The sequence below is a fragment of the Cohnella sp. genome (assembly GCF_041640265.1).
Taxonomy (GTDB): Bacteria; Bacillota; Bacilli; order Paenibacillales; family Paenibacillaceae; genus Cohnella.
In genome coordinates this window covers 21,542-41,030 of sequence record NZ_JBEQAP010000019.1, presented here as the reverse complement: position 1 = coordinate 41,030, position 19,489 = coordinate 21,542, and the positions used below count along the sequence as shown (strand labels likewise).

18 protein-coding genes and 1 pseudogene are annotated in these 19,489 nt (G+C 47.9%); 18 read left to right on the top strand and 1 reads right to left on the bottom strand.

Features of this window, described 5'->3' with window-relative positions:
• Window positions 1-35 precede the first annotated feature (35 nt).
• From ACESLK_RS15045 to ACESLK_RS15030, 4 genes are all read left to right on the top strand, one after another.
• Window positions 36-1,208 carry a BMP family ABC transporter substrate-binding protein gene (locus tag ACESLK_RS15045; protein WP_373230355.1) on the top strand — a complete coding sequence of 391 codons (1,173 nt, stop codon included), beginning with the start codon at window positions 36-38 and terminating at the stop codon, window positions 1,206-1,208.
• A gap of 76 nt (window positions 1,209-1,284) precedes the next feature.
• Window positions 1,285-1,722, top strand: coding sequence for a cupin domain-containing protein (locus ACESLK_RS15040; RefSeq protein WP_373230354.1), 438 nt, complete (start codon window positions 1,285-1,287; stop codon window positions 1,720-1,722).
• A 19-nt stretch (window positions 1,723-1,741) separates the two neighbouring features.
• Window positions 1,742-2,413 (top strand): cysteine hydrolase family protein, encoded by a 672-nt coding sequence (locus ACESLK_RS15035; protein ID WP_373230353.1) that lies wholly within the window; start codon window positions 1,742-1,744, stop codon window positions 2,411-2,413.
• 44 nt (window positions 2,414-2,457) lie between these two features.
• Complete coding sequence (locus ACESLK_RS15030) at window positions 2,458-4,089, top strand: PucR family transcriptional regulator (RefSeq protein WP_373230352.1); 1,632 nt, start codon at window positions 2,458-2,460, stop codon at window positions 4,087-4,089.
• 289 nt (window positions 4,090-4,378) lie between these two features.
• Here ACESLK_RS15030 and ACESLK_RS15025 read toward each other — a convergent pair whose 3' ends face one another.
• Window positions 4,379-4,573, bottom strand: coding sequence for a YjzC family protein (locus ACESLK_RS15025; RefSeq protein ID WP_373230351.1), 195 nt, complete (start codon window positions 4,571-4,573; stop codon window positions 4,379-4,381).
• 177 nt (window positions 4,574-4,750) lie between these two features.
• On the opposite strand from ACESLK_RS15025, the gene rpsF reads away from it, so the two are divergent.
• The 14 genes and pseudogenes from rpsF (at window position 4,751) to ACESLK_RS14955 (ending at window position 18,803) form a co-directional block, all read left to right on the top strand.
• Window positions 4,751-5,035 carry a 30S ribosomal protein S6 gene (gene rpsF, locus ACESLK_RS15020; RefSeq protein ID WP_373230350.1) on the top strand — a complete coding sequence of 95 codons (285 nt, stop codon included), beginning with the start codon at window positions 4,751-4,753 and terminating at the stop codon, window positions 5,033-5,035.
• A 66-nt stretch (window positions 5,036-5,101) separates the two neighbouring features.
• Window positions 5,102-5,602, top strand: a complete 501-nt coding sequence (gene ssb, locus ACESLK_RS15015) for a single-stranded DNA-binding protein (protein WP_373230349.1) — start codon at window positions 5,102-5,104, stop codon at window positions 5,600-5,602.
• A gap of 140 nt (window positions 5,603-5,742) precedes the next feature.
• Window positions 5,743-5,976 (top strand): annotated as a pseudogene (rpsR, locus tag ACESLK_RS15010) (30S ribosomal protein S18); the annotation flags it as partial.
• 505 nt (window positions 5,977-6,481) lie between these two features.
• Window positions 6,482-7,561, top strand: a complete 1,080-nt coding sequence (locus tag ACESLK_RS15005) for an HD-GYP domain-containing protein (RefSeq protein ID WP_373230348.1) — start codon at window positions 6,482-6,484, stop codon at window positions 7,559-7,561.
• A 200-nt stretch (window positions 7,562-7,761) separates the two neighbouring features.
• Window positions 7,762-8,793, top strand: a complete 1,032-nt coding sequence (locus ACESLK_RS15000; RefSeq protein ID WP_373230347.1) for an LCP family protein — start codon at window positions 7,762-7,764, stop codon at window positions 8,791-8,793.
• Between the two features lie 114 nt (window positions 8,794-8,907).
• The gene (locus tag ACESLK_RS14995) at window positions 8,908-9,348 is read left to right on the top strand and encodes a CBS domain-containing protein (RefSeq protein WP_373230345.1); all 441 of its coding nucleotides are present in this window, start codon (window positions 8,908-8,910) and stop codon (window positions 9,346-9,348) included.
• Between the two features lie 29 nt (window positions 9,349-9,377).
• Window positions 9,378-11,345: an amidohydrolase family protein gene (locus tag ACESLK_RS14990; protein ID WP_373230343.1), complete on the top strand. Its 1,968-nt coding sequence runs from the start codon at window positions 9,378-9,380 to the stop codon at window positions 11,343-11,345.
• A gap of 155 nt (window positions 11,346-11,500) precedes the next feature.
• Window positions 11,501-12,415: a DUF2232 domain-containing protein gene (locus ACESLK_RS14985; RefSeq protein ID WP_373230342.1), complete on the top strand. Its 915-nt coding sequence runs from the start codon at window positions 11,501-11,503 to the stop codon at window positions 12,413-12,415.
• A gap of 18 nt (window positions 12,416-12,433) precedes the next feature.
• Complete coding sequence (locus ACESLK_RS14980) at window positions 12,434-14,398, top strand: DHH family phosphoesterase (RefSeq protein ID WP_373230341.1); 1,965 nt, start codon at window positions 12,434-12,436, stop codon at window positions 14,396-14,398.
• Window positions 14,395-14,838 (top strand): 50S ribosomal protein L9, encoded by a 444-nt coding sequence (rplI, locus tag ACESLK_RS14975; RefSeq protein WP_373230340.1) that lies wholly within the window; start codon window positions 14,395-14,397, stop codon window positions 14,836-14,838. Before ACESLK_RS14980 ends, rplI begins: the two co-directional genes overlap by 4 nt.
• Before the next feature lie 4 nt (window positions 14,839-14,842).
• A complete protein-coding gene (dnaB, locus tag ACESLK_RS14970) occupies window positions 14,843-16,216 on the top strand; it encodes a replicative DNA helicase (RefSeq protein ID WP_373230339.1) in 1,374 nt (457 codons plus the stop codon).
• 45 nt (window positions 16,217-16,261) lie between these two features.
• Window positions 16,262-16,444, top strand: a complete 183-nt coding sequence (locus ACESLK_RS14965) for a hypothetical protein (protein ID WP_373230338.1) — start codon at window positions 16,262-16,264, stop codon at window positions 16,442-16,444.
• A gap of 28 nt (window positions 16,445-16,472) precedes the next feature.
• Complete coding sequence (locus tag ACESLK_RS14960; protein WP_373230337.1) at window positions 16,473-17,762, top strand: adenylosuccinate synthase; 1,290 nt, start codon at window positions 16,473-16,475, stop codon at window positions 17,760-17,762.
• Window positions 17,763-18,089: 327 nt separating this feature from the next.
• On the top strand, window positions 18,090-18,803 hold the full coding sequence (locus ACESLK_RS14955) for an ICP22 family protein (RefSeq protein ID WP_373230336.1): 714 nt from the start codon (window positions 18,090-18,092) through the stop codon (window positions 18,801-18,803).
• Window positions 18,804-19,489 lie beyond the last annotated feature (686 nt).

Genomic DNA, 19,489 nt, shown 5'->3' with positions numbered 1-19,489 from the left:
AACAAAATAGATAAAAAAGTGGAGGGAATATCATCATGAAAAAAAGAATGAAAAGGAAAGCAAGCAGTCTCGTCCTAGGAACTTTAGCTATGATTATGCTTATTACCGGCTGCAGTCAGCCAGGCAACAACTCGAACAGCTCAGCGAATAGTCCAGAGCCGGTAAGCACAGAGAACAACAGCACAATGGGAACTGGAGGAAGCGCAGTCGGCTTTATCTTCGTTGGAACAAAAGACGACTACGGGTACAACCAAGCCGCGTATCTTGGAAGTGTGGCAGTTGAGGAGGCCAATCCGGATTTAAAGGTTCTTCGTGCGGAGAACGTACCTGAAACGGCTGAAGCAGAACGTGTTATGGAGCAAATGATTAAAGATGGCGCCCAAATTATTTTCCCGACCTCATATGGACACTTGGAGCCAGCGCTTAACGTGGCAAAGCGTCATCCGGACGTCGTGTTCTACCATCAAGGCGGATTGAAGACGGCGAACAATCTCGGCACCTATTTCGGTACGATCTGGGAGCCCGTGTACTTAGCCGGTATAGCAGCGGGTAAAATGTCCAAATCCGGCAAGCTTGGCTACATCGTATCCGTTCCAATTCCGCAAGTACTGCTCAACGTCAACGCCTTTACCCTTGGCGCCCAATCGGTGAATCCAGATGTTACAACATCAGTCGTATTCACGGGCAGCTGGTGTGACCCGGGTCAGCAAGCGAATGCAACGAACTCGCTTATTGATGGAGGCGTAGACGTACTCAGCCTGCACCAAGATTGCATGAAGACTGTTATCGACACTGCAGAGCGCCGCGGGATTATGACGGTAGGTTACCATGCGGATGCTTCTTCCCTCGCTCCGAATGGATGGATCACCGGTTCTGTATGGAACTGGCCGGATCTGTTCGTAGATATGGTTAAAACAGCACAAGAAGGCAGCTTCAAAGGCAGCAAATATGATGGTAAGTTCCGCGGTACACTCGCTGACGATATCGTGCAAATAGGCTCGTTCGGTGCTAATGTTCCAGCTGATGTCGTACAATTCGTGCAAGGTAAAAAGGATGAGCTGCTGAAGGGAACATTGCTGCCATTCGCCGGTCCGGTGAAGGATCAAGCGGGTACTGTGCGCATTAACGAAGGAGAGACACCGGCCGTCGAGCAATTGGAAGGCTCGGACTACTTGGTAGAGGGCGTTATTGGCAGCATTCCGCAATAAGACGAAATGAAAAGGATGGAACATCGGAAGGGTATCCCAAGCCGGTGCGACAATACGCAGGGAGGGTCAACGGATCATGACGGAAGTACGAACATCAGTGAAAATGGCGGATGAGCTGGAATGGTCGCTCATGCCCAATCACATTGCCCTCTATCATCGTGAAATCGTGTCGGCTGCTGAAGCCGACACGATGGGTATACGAGCCAGCTCGGTATTGTGGGAGAAGATCGGCGTCGGCGGCGCCGTTCTTCCTCATTATCATGATGTGGCGGAGATCATTCATATTACGGCAGGTAAAGTTCGGTTGCTCTGTAACGGGGAATGGAAGCCTTATAAAGCTGGGGATACTTTCCACGTTCCGGCGGGAGTGGTCCATTCAGTTGTAAACGACGACACGGCGCCAACGGAGCAAATTAGTATTTTCCTGCCTGTCGAGGAGAAAGTGCCGCAGAATCGGTTCTTCGAAACGACGCTGGTTCCGGTTCCGACTGAACGAAAGCTGCAAGGACAATAGAAGGAAGAAGGCGATTTCGGTGAACGTTGTGAAGGAAGCTCTTCCTTATGCGTTCGATTTCAGCCCGACACGCACGGCGCTTATCATAATCGATATGCAGAATGATTTCTGCTCGCCGGGTGGATTCGGCGAGAAGCTTGGCAATGACATCACATTGACGCGCGCGATCATTCCGGTCATCCAGCAGCTGCTTCAAGCAGCTCGGGATGCCGGAATTCTGGTTGTTCATACGCGGGAAGGTCATCTGCCGGATTTGTCCGATTGTCCGCCTGCTAAGCTGGAACGAAGCAAGAAGCAAGGAGCGGGAATCGGCGATGCCGGTCCGATGGGGCGTATACTTATTCGCGGCGAGACCGGTCATGAGATCGTTCCCGAGCTTACCCCGTTAGAGAATGAGATTGTTATCGATAAGCCGGGCAAAGGCGCGTTCTACAAGACGAATCTTGAACACCTGTTAGAACAAAACAACATGGAGTCGCTTCTGATCTGTGGAGTTACGACTCATGTATGCGTCCATACAACGCTGCGTGAGGCAAATGATCGCGGGTATCGTTGTCTCGTGCTGGAGGATGCGACGGCTGCGTTTGATCCGGTCGATCAACTTGCAGCTATTCACATGGTGCGGCAGCAGGGCGGTATCTTTGGTTGGACGTCGCTTACTCTACCGCTGATTGAAGCCATACAACAATAAGAAATGCATACAGTGCTTGCCGTCACAGGGAAAGGGAGAGAGAAATGGATGATCCGGTCAGAGAAGGATTTACGGTAAAATCATTGTTCGATGTCCCCCATTTAAAGGATGCCATTCTTCTTGGCGGCAGTGCGGGCTTGGACGGACTCATAAGCAGAATCAACGTGATGGAGGTGCCTGACGTCGTCGATTGGGTTCGGCCAGGAGAGCTTCTTATGACAACGGGTTATCCGTTCAAGGATGATCCGGGAGTGCTCGTGACGCTCATCGAGCAATTGGCGCACAAAGGTGTCGCCGCTCTTGGCGTTAAGACCAAACGGTTTTTCGATGAAGTACCGAAGGCCGCCATCGATGCGGCCAACCGGCATGGCATACCTCTGATTGAGCTTCCGCCGAGCACTACATTCTCCGACGTTGTTCGTGAAGTGATGGAACGGGTGCTTGTCTCTGAATCGAAAGATCTGACGGTTCTCCAAGGAAGGGTTCAACGCCTGTCTCACGTGCTGCTGCACGGAGACGGGCTGCCTGTATTTCTTAATCATCTGCAGGTAATGGTTCGTAATCCGGTCATTCTGCTTGATCCGCATAACCAGAGAACAGTGTCTATCGATGCGGAACCGCTATGCGAGCTTATTGAAGAGTCGGAATGGGGCAAAATCCGTACCGATCAATTACTGGAGACCAATGTACTGCAGATAGGGGATCGAAGCATCCGCGTTCATGTGGCGGCGGTGCCTGATGGGCAAGTGCGTTCCTACCTGCTATTATTTCTCGAATACACAACCGATTATGGGACTGTCGATACGCTTACGATTAATTGGGCGGGGCGGTTGCTCGGGTTTGAAATAAGCAACATGCAAGCTAGAAAAAATATTGAAGTGAAATACTTCGATCAGTTTCTGCAGGACTGGCTGGCTGGTCGAATTTCATCTGGCGTCGATTTACGGCTGCGTGCGGAAGCTTGCGGATGGCCTCTTGCGGAAGCTTCGGCATATATAGCCGGAATTGTGTCGTTCTGGGAGCAGAAGCCGGATGTCAAAGCGCTTCAGGAGCTGGCGAAGCGGCTCAATTGGGAGAGCGATTCCCTCAAGAGCGAAGTGAAGTGGACTGTGCTTGAAGGGGAGCTTGTAGCTTTGTTTACATTGCGGGGGGAGGAGGCTGGCTCGAACGCACGGCATTCCAAGCAGCATCAACTGATTAACCATGCGGGGTCGTTCATCAGACCGATGCTGCATGAGAGGCGGGGATCGCTATGCCTTGGCAGAGTGGCAAGCGGCTATGGCGAAGTCGGGGGCAGCTATCGCGATGCGAAACGCACGGCGGAAATTAGACGCGTCTGCCAGTTGAAGGGGGAAACTCTGCAATATAATGAGCTTGGGGTTTATTTGCTGCTGTATCGGCTGCAAGGAACCGAGGAGATGGAAGAGTACAAGCGGCTATACTTAGACCCGCTGCTCGAGCTGGACCGCAAACAGCAAAGTGCACTGCTGAACACGCTTAGGACATACTTCGAATGCAATTGCAACGCGAAGGAGACAGCGGAGCGGATGTTTCTTCACTATAACACGATCAACTACCGGCTCGATCGAATCAAGAACGAGCTGGGCCTCCGATTGGACGATCCGGAGACGAAGCTATTGCTTCAAATCGCGATCAAATCAAATGATATCGAATAGAACAACGAAGAACCCTTCGCAGGGTTCTTCGGGCGACGTGTAATGAGTTCAAGATCGTTGCCATGACGTTGCTGAGTACAACTCAGCGCTTCGGTTACGGTCTGCATTCGCAGTTGTTTGTGTTACAGACAAGTGTCTTTAGCACAACGCCTCGCTTCCTACTCCGATTGGTTCGTTTCTTTCAGCGGTTGTTGCCCAAATTCGTTCAACGGAACCACACCTCTCTATTATCGTCGCCGAAATATAGAATGACTCAAATGGGCTGACAATATACACAACCGATCGCTAATTAATTCTGACGCTGCCGTTTAACCTTTTTCCATTTGCGATTTTGATTGGATGTCTCGGGAAATTGCTGACCTTTGCGCATTTCGACATGAGCAGGATTGTTGATGCCCATATGGAAAGAATCTTCTCCGATCTCCATATATTCTCCGTCATTCGGAGCCCGTTGTCCCGGTTCAAATTCGGTTTGCTCACCCATTGTCTGTCACCCCCTGTCCTGAGTGTTAGTGTGACGTGAAATTCCTTGCGGTATTCGGACTGTTGTGATAAAGTATTCAGGTATGCGATTGAATGCATACTCCTTGCTCCCCTGCCGAATGACAAGCTCACCGGTATACAAAGTGGGGGGCCAAAGACCTAAAGGAGGTAACGGAAGATGCGCAACTACGAGTTGATGTACATTATCCGTCCGGACGTGGAACAAGAATCCGTTCAAGCTGTCGTGGAGAAATTCCAGGGCATCATCGTGAACGGCGGAGAGATCGTGAAGCACGACATTATGGGTAAACGTCGTTTAGCTTACGAGATCAACAAACACCGCGATGGGACGTATGTGTTGGTCCACTTCACTTCTTCGCCAGCAGTTGTGACGGAGTTGGAACGCGTTCTGAAGATTACGGATGAAATTATCCGTCATATCATTGTCAGAGAAGTCGCGTAAGACCGCACGACACCAGGCGGATATCCGCCGCAAGCTTTTATGTCATGTTAGTGGAGGGAACCCGCAATGTTGAACCGAGTTATTCTCATAGGTCGTTTGACCAAGGATCCCGAATTGCGTTACACGCCGGCAGGCGTTGCTGTTACTCAGTTTACACTTGCGGTAGACCGTCAGTTCTCTGGCAGTAAAGAAGAGCGCGAAGCGGATTTTATCCCAATCGTAACGTGGAGACAGCTCGCTGAGACGTGTGCCAATTATCTTCGTAAAGGCCGTTTGGCCGCCGTAGAAGGACGCATCCAGGTGCGTAACTACGAGAACAACGAAGGACGCCGTGTGTATGTAACGGAGGTCATCGCAGACAACGTTAGATTCTTGGAATCAGCCAACCGAGAGGGCGGCGGTCAAGGAAGAGACGAGTCAGGCGGCTCTGGAACTGCAGGCGGAAGCGGGTACGGAGGCGGTAATCGCAGCTCTGGCTCTGGCAACAGCGGTAAAAGCAATAATAGCGACCCCTTCGCGGATGACGGGCGACCGATTGATATATCGGACGATGATTTGCCATTTTAACTGGAAAGGACGGATAACAAATGAGTGAACAAACAACTTCTCAACCTCAAGCACGTGAAGAGCGCCCAGCGCACAGTCGTACAGGCGGCGGTGGCGGCGGCGGAGATCGCGGTGGAGATCGTGGCGAGCAACGCGAGCCCCGTAAATTCCGCCGTGGCGGACGTAACAAACGCAAGAAGGTTTGCTACTTCACGGTGAATAAAATAACTCACGTTGATTACAAAGAATTGGACCTGCTTCGTAAGTTCATCAGCGAGCGCGGCAAAATCTTGCCACGTCGCGTAACAGGAACAAAAGCGAAGTACCAACGCATGTTAACGGTAGCGATCAAACGCTCCCGCCAAATGGCATTGCTGCCATACACAACGGAGTAGTATTCCAGGCACCCTTCGGGGTGCTTTTCTTTTTGATTCTGGTAACCTGTGAGCTATGAGCTAATGTGAAACATAGAGATGGATAGAAAGGTACTTTAATTCGACTAAATTCGATTACCGTGGAACTGGGCTGAAGTGTTCATAGGGAGAAAGTAGGGTATTGGATGTGGGCTAACTAGAGAGCTATTGCTCAGCCGAGTCTTTTAACGGAAGTTACCGGATGAGTGCCGGAGTATGATGAGTGTAATAACCGAGGGGCCGCTTCCAATGGGGGCCGTGGGCTGTGACAGGTTGCAAGTTGGAAACCTGCTGCAGCCTTTTTTTGTCGTCGTGCATACATGTTGCAATCCCTAGAAATATATTTTTTTGTATGACATTATCCAACAGATTATTTGAATTGTTGTCCTTATACTGAAATGGTCGTCAATATTTGTAGGACAAGTCTATCATTGAGGGAAGGGAATTAGTTGTGATTATTGTTCCAATAGCCCAGTGTCTTCCCGGAATGCGTCTGGGCAAGGCGGTTCTTTCCGAGAGCGGCCAAGTTATGCTCGGTTATCATGTTGAGCTAACTCAATTTATGATAAAAAAATTGACTCGTATGGGAATAGATTACTTGTATATTGAGGATGCCGAGACTGAAGATATTCCAATCGAAGAGTCGATCCGGGAAGAGACGCGCACCCAGCTTCGCATGACGTTGTCGAGGGTCTTCACGAAGTTCAGTGCAACCACTTCATTCGGCAATTCGGATCAGATGTCAGACATTACCCGGATGTTATTCAAAGGAATAATGAAAGTAATTGAAGATTTAAGTGATGATAATCGAAATCTCGTTTCATTAACGACAATGAATATAGTTCCTGCAACAAGCTTGGAGCAGTATTTTTGCCAGAATGCCATCAATGTATGCATTTATTCTACTAAGCTAGCCATGCTGCAGGGCTATTCCCGGAATGAATTGATTGAATTGGGCCTTGGTGCTCTGCTTCACGATATAGGTAACATTCAAATCCCATCCAAACTATTATTAAGCAGTTCCAAGCTTACACAGAATGAATATGCAGAGATAAAGAAGCATACGGAAATCGGTTTCCGCATGCTAAAGGACAATACAGGCCTTCCACTATTGGCTGCAACTTGCGCGCTGCAGCACCACGAACGTATCGACGGCAGCGGATATCCTTATAACCTCAAAGATAAGCAAATCCATGACTATGCACGCTGGATCGGCATGCTCGATTCCTACGACGCGATGACCCATCCGCGGGCTTATCGCAACTCGATCGCACCTCACCACGCCTTGGAAATTCTGTATGCGAATGCCGGAAGTCTATACGATATTAAGAAAGTAACCTTATTTCGAAACAAAGTAGCCATTTATCCGGTCGGACTAAGCGTCAAGTTGAGCACGAGGGAAAGAGGAGTGGTTTGTCGGCAAAACCTGGCCATTCCGTCCAGGCCCGTCGTAAGGGTGCTACAAAACGAACAGGGAGAGAAGCTGAAAGCTCCCTATGAAATAGACCTATCCACAGCGCTTGATGTCATAATCGACAACATTTGTAAATCTGCAGTTATGGTTTAATCCTAATTCGCTGCCGGATCTCCGGCAGCGTTTTTCATTTTCACGCAAGTGTTGAATAAATGAGAATAGTTTAATAAGGAAATGGGGTGTCAATTGTAACTATCTTAGCTTTTATATCGTATATTAGGGGTCCGGAACTTAATGGGCTTTCAGATAAATAAACTGAACCAGGAGAGAGTAAAGAGAGGAAGAGATAAACTATGCGTAACAATCGTCGTTTAAAAATGATTATAATTAGTTCTATCATGCTAATTGTCATAGCTGCCGGAGTGGCGTATGCAAACCGAGGTGCATTGTCTGCTTTCGGCTATGACATATTATTGTCAGACAAGGTAAAGGCGAGCTTCGAGGATTCCTATGTTCCTCTGAAGAATCGTACGGAAAATGAAGAAGTGCCGCAAGTGAGAAATCCTTTCAGCATGCTTCTTATGGGAGTAGATGCGCGAGCAGAAGAACGCGGCCGATCGGATACATTAATCTATACAGTCGTTCGTCCTCTGGATGGCAAGGTTCTTATGCTGTCTATTCCCCGTGATACGTATGCGGATATTGTGGGTAAGGATACGAAGGACAAAATCGCGCACGCATATGCTTACGGTGGACCGGAGATGGCCGTTAATAGTGTGGAGGCGCTGCTTGATTCTAAAGTTGATCATTATGCATCAATCGACTTCCAAGGTTTTGTAAAAGTTGTTGATACTTTGGGTGGAATCGTACTTCCTATTGGCAAGGATATTGTGAACGATGATGCGGATCACGAGAAATTTGTAGTAAAAGCGAACCAGGATAGTTATGACGGAGTAGATGCACTTAATTATGTTCGTTATCGTGAGGATGCTGGCGGTGATGTGTCCCGTACGGAACGCAATCGCGTGTTTCTTGAAGCTTTAATGAGCAAATCCTCCTCTATGAAGCAATGGACCAAGATTCCAGATATTCTAGATATCGTTGGAGACAACTTTACTACGGATCTTCGACTAGAGTCGATGAGCGGGCTCGCTAAGAATTTTTTGCAAAATGGCCAAGAAATTAAAAGCTATACGCTTAAGGGTGAAGGTAAGCGTACAGGTTCAAATAACTTATGGTATTTCGTTGCGGATGAAGAGGATTTAACGGCTGTACGTGTAACGATAGCAGCTTGGCTAAATCCCGAAACACCTGTTGAGCAGCTGCAAGTTCCACAAGATCCTAGTGCGGATCAATCAACTCAGCAACCGAAAGAAGCAGCTTAACAAACAGTAGACAAAACATCATAATGGTGAGTAGAAAGCTCTGCATGTTATAATAGAAGTGCCGTGGCTAAAGGCCGCGGTTCTTTCGCTGTGACGGAGGAGGAAACCCTAAATATGAATATCGCATTTTTCTTATTGCCTAAACAAGATGTTATTTGTGTGAATGAAGAGGCCACATTGCGTCAAACGTTAGAACGAATGGAACGCCATCGTTATTCAGCTGTACCGGTAATTAGCGAGTCTGGTGAATATAAATCCACGGTAACGGAAGGTGATCTGCTGTGGTACCTAAAGAGTCATCCAGAGCTCTCATTCGATCAGCTTCATCGAGTATCTTTATGTGATGTTCCGTTAAGAATGAATAATCTTGCGGTACGCATTGATGCGAATATGGAGGACTTGATCTCTCTAGCTAAGACACAGAATTTCGTCCCGGTTGTTGACGATATGAATCGATTTATTGGTATTGTGCGACGCAGTGACATTATTGATTATTGTAAGAAGCTGCTTCTTCCTTTTAATATGGATGAAAAAGAGTTGAAAAGGGAAGCGTAGGGAAATATTGGACACCCTCGGAGGACCGGATGACATACCGCCAGAAGAATTCGCGTAACCGCATTTTATTTCCTTTGATGTTGCTGCTGTGTATCGTGATTATTGCCGGGGGAATATGGGCTGTTAATAATTTGTTCGGCGACGGGATAGGTGAGCGGAATTCGTCATCTTCTTCACCGGCTAGCCCAAGCTCTACCTCTGAAGGCAGTAAAGAGCCATCAAATGAACCATCCGCTACAGTTAAACCTGTCTTAGATGTGCCTACAGCTTCCGAATTAAGCAAAATCTATGATGTGGTCATCTCAAACGGTCGGGTCATTAACCCTGAGACGAAGCTGGATCGGGATGGGCTTAATGTAGCTATACAAGGGGGCAAGATCGCTCTTGTAACCGATCAGAAGGTAACTGGAAAAAGGGAAATAGATGCAGCGGGACTCGTGGTATCTCCGGGATTTATCGATAATCTATCTTATGATCCGAATCCGGTTGGGGTATGGAATAAGATCGCGGATGGGGTAACGACTAACATCGCCATGCATGGCGGCACAACAAGTCCTGAGAAGTGGTATCCGTATTATGTTCGCAACAAAACGCCGGTTCACTTCGGAGCTTCCTTCTTCTACACTCAAGCACGTAATCAGTTTAAGCTAAGTCGTTACGACACGGCTAAACCAGCACAAACGCAAACCTTGGTTGACCAGGCCGAGAAGGCCCTGAATAATGGAGCACTAGGCATTTCGTTCAGCTTAGAATATGTCCCGGGCGTGAATGACAAAGAAATTCTTCCGCTCATGAAGCTGGCGAAGGAATATAATGTTCCTGTTTATTTCCACGCTAGATATTCGGACATGGAAGAGCCGGGTACGAATATTGATGCGATCAACGAACTGATAGGTTACGCTCGTGCTTCGGGCGCGGCAGTTCATATCGATCATATCAATAGTACAGGCGGGACATTCTCGATGACGCAGTCGCTGCAGCTGGTAGCGGATGCGATTGCGGAGGGACTTGATATCACTTCCTGTATCTATCCCTACGATTACTGGGGAACCTATCTGAATTCCGCACGTTTCGACGAGGGTTGGCAGGAGCGATTCCGCATCTCTTACGAGGATCTTCAGATTGCCGGGACGAATGAGCGTCTAACATCCGAATCCTTCCGGAAGTATCAGCAACAGGGCAAGCTGGCTGTTGCCTATGCGATTCCGAAGCAGGATGTTATTGATTCGCTGAAGGCTCCCTACGTTATGATCGGCAGTGATGCGATTCTCGAGCCAGGCTTCAATAACCATCCTCGAGCCTCTGGAACGTTTGCAAGAACGGTCGGTCTCTACGTCCGTGAGGAAGGCGTAATCTCACTTTCCGACGCGATTGCGAAGATGTCCCTTATGCCTGCACAGCGGCTAGAGAAGCAATCCCCGGCTCTGCGAAAGAAAGGGCGTATCGCTAAGGGAATGGACGCGGATGTCGTCGTGTTCGACTTCAATACGATCAGTGATAAGTCTACTGTCGAGAAGCCGGAGATTGTGTCAGCGGGAATTAAATATGTTCTTGTTAATGGACAAGTCGCATTGGACGAGAAAGGCATTAACAAGAACATTCGCGTGGGTCAACCGATTAAGAGCGAATTCTTAAGGGTGAAAGAAGGCGTATCGACACTCTCTTGGGAGGGGGCGGCCATCCCTCTGATTGAATACCGGAGCTCGAATTATGTAGACTTAGAAGCGTTAGCCGCACATGGTTATACGTTTGAATGGGACAAGCATAAGCGTAATGCGAGGATTACGTCCAGCGCTGCTGAAGCTGCTGAAGTGAATATTCCGAAGCCGATAACGGGAGAGCTGATACTGGAGCGGGGTTATAAGCTGATCTGGGAAGATGGCAGCAGAACGGAAATGCTGTCAGTTGGAGATCGTAAATATGTACCGTTATTTGCTCTGAAAACACATGGCTGGAAGCTAACTAAGGCTGAAAACGGCTTTAAGCTGGATGCTTAATAAGTTTAGCTGCTGCTAAGTTAAATAGTCATAATGAATCCTAAAACCCGGACGCAGTATAATGTTTCCGGGTTTTTCCGCGTTTGTCGTGTTGGGCTGGTTTTATGATATAATAAGGTTTGCAGCTTTCTGGGCTTTTGCATTATTTTCAAGAGGTGAATGAGTTGAATAATGGCTGGAAGTCGCTGGTCTGGAGTGCAGCGGCGTTAATGTTACTGCTTACGTTATCAACACCCCTGAACGTCGTAACGACTTTTCTGATCATGACTCCCTTTGTCGTTCTATACACGATGTTAAAGCCGAAGATTTTCGCCGCACATATTGCAGCAATCGGACTGATCGCCTACCTGTTGTCTGGTGCTTATGGTCCGATCGTACTGACGCTCGCATTCTTTTTCCTCGTACCTTCGCTTGCAATGGGGCATTTGTATAAGAAAGGATCGACCGCGAGAACGGCTATATTGGTCGGTTTTATCGTTGTATTAGTGCAGCTTCTATTGGAGCTGGTCCTGTTCTCTGTACAATTCGATATTGATCTCTCCGCAGAGTTGGCAGCCTTATTGACGGAAAACTTGAAGCAGCTAGAGAATGGCGAGTTATTCCCTGCAGGCTGGGCGGCAGAAACAGCGAGAGCCTTCAGCGAATCAATTGTAAATGTATTGCCTATGCTGCTGCTCCTGTCAGCATTTCTCTTCACGATTGTCACTCATGGCTTATCTAGGCTGGCACTTCGTACAGTGGATATTCAAGCTCCCGCATTACCGCAAGCCAAAACCTGGAGAGTGCCAAGAAGCTTGGTGTTCTATTACCTGATTGCTATCATCGCCAGTCTGTTCATTTCCGCAGAAGAAGGCGGATATTGGTCTGTCGTGGTTTCGAACCTTGTTCCGATTTTGCGATTTGTGTTCACGGTGCAAGCGGTCGGATTTTTCTTCTTTCTAGCCGACGCCAAAAAGTGGCCCAGGGCCGTTCCAATTCTTATTGCTATTCCCGTTCTAATGTTCTCCCCGTTTTATCTGATTGGATTGATCGACGTAGCCTTTCCGCTGCGTAAATATTTCGTAAAATAGACGGGAGCGAAAGCGGATATGCCCAAATTTCTCGTGCAGCGATGGCACGGTATGCATATCGTCTGGGCGTTAGTGCTCATCTTCATGTTAACCGTTGCTTTGGCGTGGTACCAATGGCTGCTCGGTTTTTTAGGTTTGGCGCTTGGTGGAGGTATTGCCGTTTACGGCATACTCGCGGAGCGAGCTTTTCGTAAGGATTTGAACGATTATATACTGACGTTGTCTCACCGCATCAAAAGCGTGGGCAACGAGGTCATCAGCCATTTACCGTTTGGCATTATCATTTTTAATGAAGACAAAGAGATTCAATGGCATAATGCATTCGTAGCGACAGTTATCGGTCGAACATCTATCGTGGGAGAGCCTTTGGCCGCCCATTTCCCTATTCTCCAGCAGTCGCCTAAGGACAAAGAACCTAACGTTGAGGTTACCATCAGCGGACGCGTATATGAGATCATTCTTCGCGCTAACGAACGAGTTCTCTATATTCGAGATATTACGGATCGATGGACCATTAAGAAGCGTTATGAGGAGGAGAAATTAGCTCTTGGCATCGTGATGATGGATAACCTGGAAGAGGTTGCCCAAGGGATGGATGAGCAGCAGCGCGCGTTGATGTTATCTAAGGTAACCGGAGAAATCAATGAATGGGCGCTTAAGTATGGGTTGTTCCTTCGTCGTTTATCCTCTGATCGCTATATGATTATTACGAATCATATAGGTCTCAAAAATTTGGAGCAGTCCCGATTTGAGCTGCTGGATGACGTTCGGGAGATCACGATTGAACAGAAGCTACCAATGACGCTGAGCATCGGCTTCGCATCGGGAACGGACAATGTTATCGAGCTCGGTCATAATGTACAAGGAAGCTTGGATATCGCGCTTGGACGCGGGGGTGATCAGGCCGTCGTGAAGATGGGACAACGCCAAAGCTTCTATGGAGGCAAAAGCAATGCGGTTGAGAAGCGGACACGAGTAAGAGCGCGGGTCATCTCTCACGCCTTGCGAGATCTCATGAAGGAAAGCGTTAATGTTATTATTATGGGACATAAGATGCCTGATATGGATTCGGTCGGAGCCGCTATTGGGGTCTTGAAGGCAGCCCAGCTATACGGCAAAGAGGCATTCATCGTCCTTGAAGGCGTTAATCCGGCTATTCAGAAGATGATGGATATGCTTAAAGACGATGAGAAATTAACCAAAAGATTCATATCGCCCGAACAAGCCATGGGTTTAATGAACAAGAGATCTTTAGCGGTAGTTGTGGATACGCATCGCGCTACAATGGTGGCAGAGCCTAAGCTTCTGCAAGGGACGGATCGAATCGTTATTGTCGATCATCATCGGCGCAGTGAAGAATTTATCGACGAGGCTGTTCTTGTATACATGGAACCGTACGCATCATCCACATGCGAGCTCGTAACAGAGCTGCTGCAATATATCCACGAGCGTGTTGTATTAGATGTAAGGGAAGCAACCGCCTTATTAGCGGGGATCACCGTAGATACGAAGAGCTTTGCCTTCCGTACGGGTTCTCGGACCTTCGAGGCAGCATCATTCCTTCGCCGCAACGGCGCTGATTCGGTGCTCATTCAGCGGATGCTGAAAGAGGACTTGGAAGAATACATCCGGAAGGCGGAAATTATCCGTCACGCTGAAACCTATGGAGAATGCATTGCTATTGCAGTAGCCGATAACGGTAAGCAGGTGCCGCAGCTGCTAATCGCCCAGGCAGCCGATACGCTGCTGAATATGACAGGAATCAAAGCCTCATTCGTAGTTGGATTACGGCCAGACGGACTAGTTGGCGTGAGCGCAAGATCACTTGGACAGATCAATGTACAGATCGTGATGGAGAGACTCGGCGGAGGCGGACATTTCACCAATGCAGCCACTCAAATCCAAGGCAATGTGATGGAAGTATCAGCTAAATTAAAACAAGTATTGCAAGATCTCGAAAATGAAGAGGGGTTGTTCGAATGAAAGTAATCTTTTTGCAGGATGTTAAGGGACAAGGAAAAAAGGGCGAAGTCAAAGAAGTATCGGAGGGCTATGCTCGTAACTTCTTGCTTCCTAAAGGCGTTGTTCAAATCGCAACCGAAGGAGCTAAGAAATCGTTAGATCAAATGGCTGCCTCCGCAGCGAAGAAGAAAGAGCAAGAGAAAGATGAGTTCAAGGCTCTTGCGGCCAAGCTGTCCGAAATGACAGTGATTATTAAAGCAAAAGCCGGAGAAGGCGGACGGTTATTCGGAGCCATTACGAGCAAACAAATCGCGGAAGCACTAGAAGGACATAAAATTAAAATCGACAAACGTAAGATCGAGTTGGACGATCCAATCCGTGTTTTAGGCGTAACTAAAGTAACGGTGAAGTTATATCCCGACGTAAAGGGAACGCTAAACGTACAAGTCGTGGAGGAATAGTCCGATGAGCGGAAGCGGAGAACAACTGTTATACGATCGTATTCCGCCCCAGAACCTTGAGGCGGAGCAAGCTGTTCTAGGCGCTATCCTGCTTGAAGCAGAAGCGCTTATTACATCTATGGAGAAATTGAAGCCTGAAGATTTCTATAGCGTCTCCCATCAACGGATTTATGACGTGATGGTTGCTCTTAACGATGACAATGAGCCGATTGACCTTGTAACGTTAACTGCTCGTCTTCAAGATCTAGGACAAATAGACGAAGTCGGCGGGGTCATGTACTTGGCTAAGCTTGCGAACTCCGTTCCAACAGCAGCAAACGTTGAATATTATGCACAGATCGTAGAAGAGAAATCTATTCTTCGACGCTTGATCCGCACGGCAACTCAAATCGTCTCCAGCGGCTATGCGACGGAAGACGACGTGGGAGTGCTGCTAAATGATGCTGAGGCTCGAATTATGGAAATATCGAGCCGCCGCGCTGCACATGGATTCATTAGTATTCGTGACGTGCTAATGGAGGTATTCGAGAAGGTAGAGTTCCTCTATACGAACAAGGGTGGAGTAGCGGGCATACCTTCCGGGTTTATCGATCTTGACAAGATGACGAACGGGTTTCAGCCGAATGACCTGATTATTGTTGCGGCACGTCCTTCCGTAGGAAAGACCGCATTTGCTCTGAACATTGCACAGAATGTGGCTGTTCGATCGACAGAGACCGTTGCAATCTTCAGTCTCGAGATGTCGGCGCCGCAGCTAGTTCAGCGGATCATATGCGCTGAATCCAATGTTGATGCGACTCGGATGAGAACCGGAGAACTAAAGGGTGATGATTGGGAGAAGCTATCGATGGCAATCGGCGCTTTATCCGAAGCCCAAATATACATCGATGACACGCCGGGAGTTACGGTTTCGGATATTAGGGCTAAGTGTCGTCGACTGAAGAAAGAGAAAGGGCTCGGCATGATTCTCATCGACTACCTTCAGCTTATTCAGGGTCGAGGCAAGGCCGGTGAGAATCGTCAACAGGAAGTATCGGAAATATCCCGTACTTTGAAGCAGATTGCGCGGGAGTTAGAAGTGCCTGTTATTGCACTGTCTCAGCTTTCACGGGGCGTTGAGCAGCGACAAGACAAACGTCCGATGATGTCTGACCTTCGGGAATCCGGATCTATTGAGCAAGATGCTGATATTGTTGCGTTCCTTTATCGGGATGATTATTATGATAAGGAATCGGAGAAGAAGAATATTATCGAGATTATTATCGCTAAGCAGCGGAATGGTCCGGTCGGCACGGTAGAGCTTGTCTTCTTGAAGAACTACAACAAATTCGTCAGTCTTGATCGATCTCATGGGGAAGCGTATGCCGGAAGTGCATAAAGTGATGAATATTGGGCTAAATCCCGAACATTAGTTTATACACCTGTGGAATTGTTCGTTTTTTCGTTGACTTCCAAGGATCAAGTTGCTACACTGTTTATGCTGCCTGCGATCTATGAGTTATGGATGATCGTCAGGAATGTGACTGATTTCGTGACCATAGGTCACGCTCGGTCAACAGCCTACCTGATCGCAGTGAGTTCGGGCAGCATTATCATGCCGGTGTGACTAACACTCCGGATATGGAGGGATTGCATTGTCAACAGTCGTTGTCGTAGGTACGCAATGGGGAGACGAGGGCAAGGGGAAAATCACAGATTTTCTAGCCGAGAAAGCCGACGTCATTGCTCGTTACCAAGGTGGTAATAACGCAGGGCATACCATTCTTATACAGAACAAAAAGTACAAGCTAACGATGATTCCATCCGGGATTTTTAACGAAAACAAAATATGCGTCATCGGTAACGGGATGGTCATTAATCCTGGTGCTTTGGTGGAGGAAATTAAATATATCCGCGATAATGGGTTTTCTACGGATAACCTAAAAATCAGCGATCGCGCTCACGTTATTATGCCTTACCATCTCGTGCTAGACGCACTTGAGGAAGATCGTAAAGCCGATAACAAAATCGGAACAACCCGTAAGGGAATCGGTCCATGTTATATGGACAAAGCCGCTCGTAACGGCATTCGTATCGCAGATTTGATGGTCGCGGAAGCTTTCGAGGAGAAAGCTCTCAGCATCATTGCAGATAAAAATCAAGTGATCAGTCAAATGTATAATGGTGAACCTCTAGACGCCCAAAGCATCATAAAGGAATACTTGGAGCTGGCGGAATTCCTTCGTCCTTTCGTCACCGATACTTCAGTTGTGTTAAATGATGCAATCGATGATGGCAAGAAGGTTCTATTCGAAGGCGCACAAGGCGTTATGCTCGATATCGACCAAGGAACGTATCCTTATGTTACGAGCTCCAACCCATCTGCCGGCGGAGTATGTATCGGTTCCGGCGTAGGCCCTTCCAAGATCAGAGAAGTCATTGGCGTAGCCAAAGCCTATACAACCCGCGTCGGCGACGGTCCTTTCCCAACCGAGCTTCATGATGAGCTTGGTTCATGGATTCGGGATAAGGGACATGAGTACGGAACGGTAACAGGACGCCCGCGCCGCGTAGGCTGGTTCGATACCGTAGTGGTGCGTCATGCTCGTCGTGTTAGCGGAATTACAGGTTTATCGCTCAACTCGCTAGACGTATTATCGGGATTAGAGACAGTGAAGATCTGTACGGCCTATAAGTTCCGTAACGAATTGATGGAGCACTACCCAGCGAACCTTAAGCTGCTGGAAGAATGCGAAGCGGTTTATGAAGAGCTGCCGGGCTGGAGCGAGGATATCTCTAACGCGAAGACACTGAGTGACTTGCCTGAGAATACTCGTAAATTCGTAGAGCGTGTATCGGAGCTCACTGGCATTCCGATCGCGATATTCTCCGTCGGCCGTAACCGTGAGCAGACGAATCAGGTTGTTCCAATTTACGGAATGTAATTCATAAAATCAAAGCCGTTCGGTGGATGAAATATCCGTTGAACGGCTTTTTTTGACGTAATGACCTATCTAACTCCGAGTATGGTTGGCGGTGCTCCAGCTAAGGTAGAAGCCGTAACCTAATGAATAATGATATATCGCTGGCGGGTATGAAACACCAATTATGCAGCATTGGAGCGCCCCCGGGGACACATCTGATGAATGCTAACGGGGTTTTTTTTCTATGAAAATGTCCTTAAGTCAAACATAGTAGCTGAAGATAGGAATGATTAAAGAGAGGTTTGCCCATACTTAATGCTATGAGTACTTATAGCAGGAGGTAGAGAAATGTTTAAATGGGTAAGCTGGGTCATCCGGATGGGAGCGACGGCTTTGTTGCTCAGCTTCTTGTGTATTTGGACAACGGGCTATATTGTGAATAGCTATATGGAAACGGTAATTAAGCAGCTAGATTTGCCGCTGCAGACACAGCCGTTCGCATTGTCGGGAGTCTGGGGCAAGCTGTGGGGTGCGGAGAAAGCTCCTCAGGAAGCAGCTTTAGCTAGTAACTCAAATGAGAATAAAGAAGAGAGTAAGCAGCAAAATGATCAGAGTGAGGATAAAATTGTACAGGAGTCACCAGCTTCGAATGCTTCTGAGCCCCCATCCGACAAGAGTTTGGCTAATGATAGCATAGATTCAGACCCGGATACCTCTAGTAATGGAGAACCTAGCGAATCGCCTGAACCGGGTCCGGAAGCTAGTGCTGCTCCTGAAGTAGAAGACGGGGACGATAATAGCACTCCAGTGCTTGGTGGTCAGATAGAAATGAAGCAGCTAACGGAATCGGAAAGACAGGCTTTGTACGCGATGGTGGTGTCTAAGCTCAAGCAGGATCAGTTAAAGGTGTTATCGGATGCCTTACAAGGCGGATTAACTGCGGAAGAACTGGTTCAAGTAGAGGATATGCTTAAGACCGCTTTATCTGATGAAGAATATTCGCAAATGACAGAGTTGCTTGAAGGGAAGCGGGAGGCAGATCCGAACCTTTCGGCGGAGTAAATTCAATATTGGGCTCTCTACTTACGCGGAAAGGCAGCGAGGGAAATAGGCCATTTGAATCTATTCGTTGCTCAAGATGTCCGATCATCGAACCGAACTTACTTGCTGCAAGAGCAAAGAAGTTCGGATTTTCGCTATTTAAACCTCTATATAGGTGACAACTAACCCTGAAGTTTGCATTATGCAAACTTCAGCGCCACAAACCTCCGCAACTAAACATGCAGTTTGCATAATGCAAACTACAGCGCCAAAAACTCTCGTATCCAGCCATGCAGTTCGCATAATGCAAACTACAGCGCCACAAACCTCCGTAACTAAACATACAGTCCGCATAATGCAAACTACAGCGCTAAAAACCCTCGTATCCAGCCATGCAGTCCGCATAATGCAAACTACAGCGCTAAAAACCCTCGTATCCAGCCATGCAGCTCGCATTATGCAAACTACAGCGCCAAAAACTCTCGTATCCAGCCATGCAGTTCGCATAATGCAAACTACAGCGCCACAAACCTCCGCAACTAAACATGCAGTTTGCATAACGCAAACTACAGCGCTAAAAACTCTCGTATCCAACCATGCCGTTCGCATAATGCAAACTACAGCGCCACAAACCTCCGTAACTAACCATGCAGTTTGCATAATGCAAACTACAGCGCCACAAACCTCCGCAACTAAATATGCAGTCC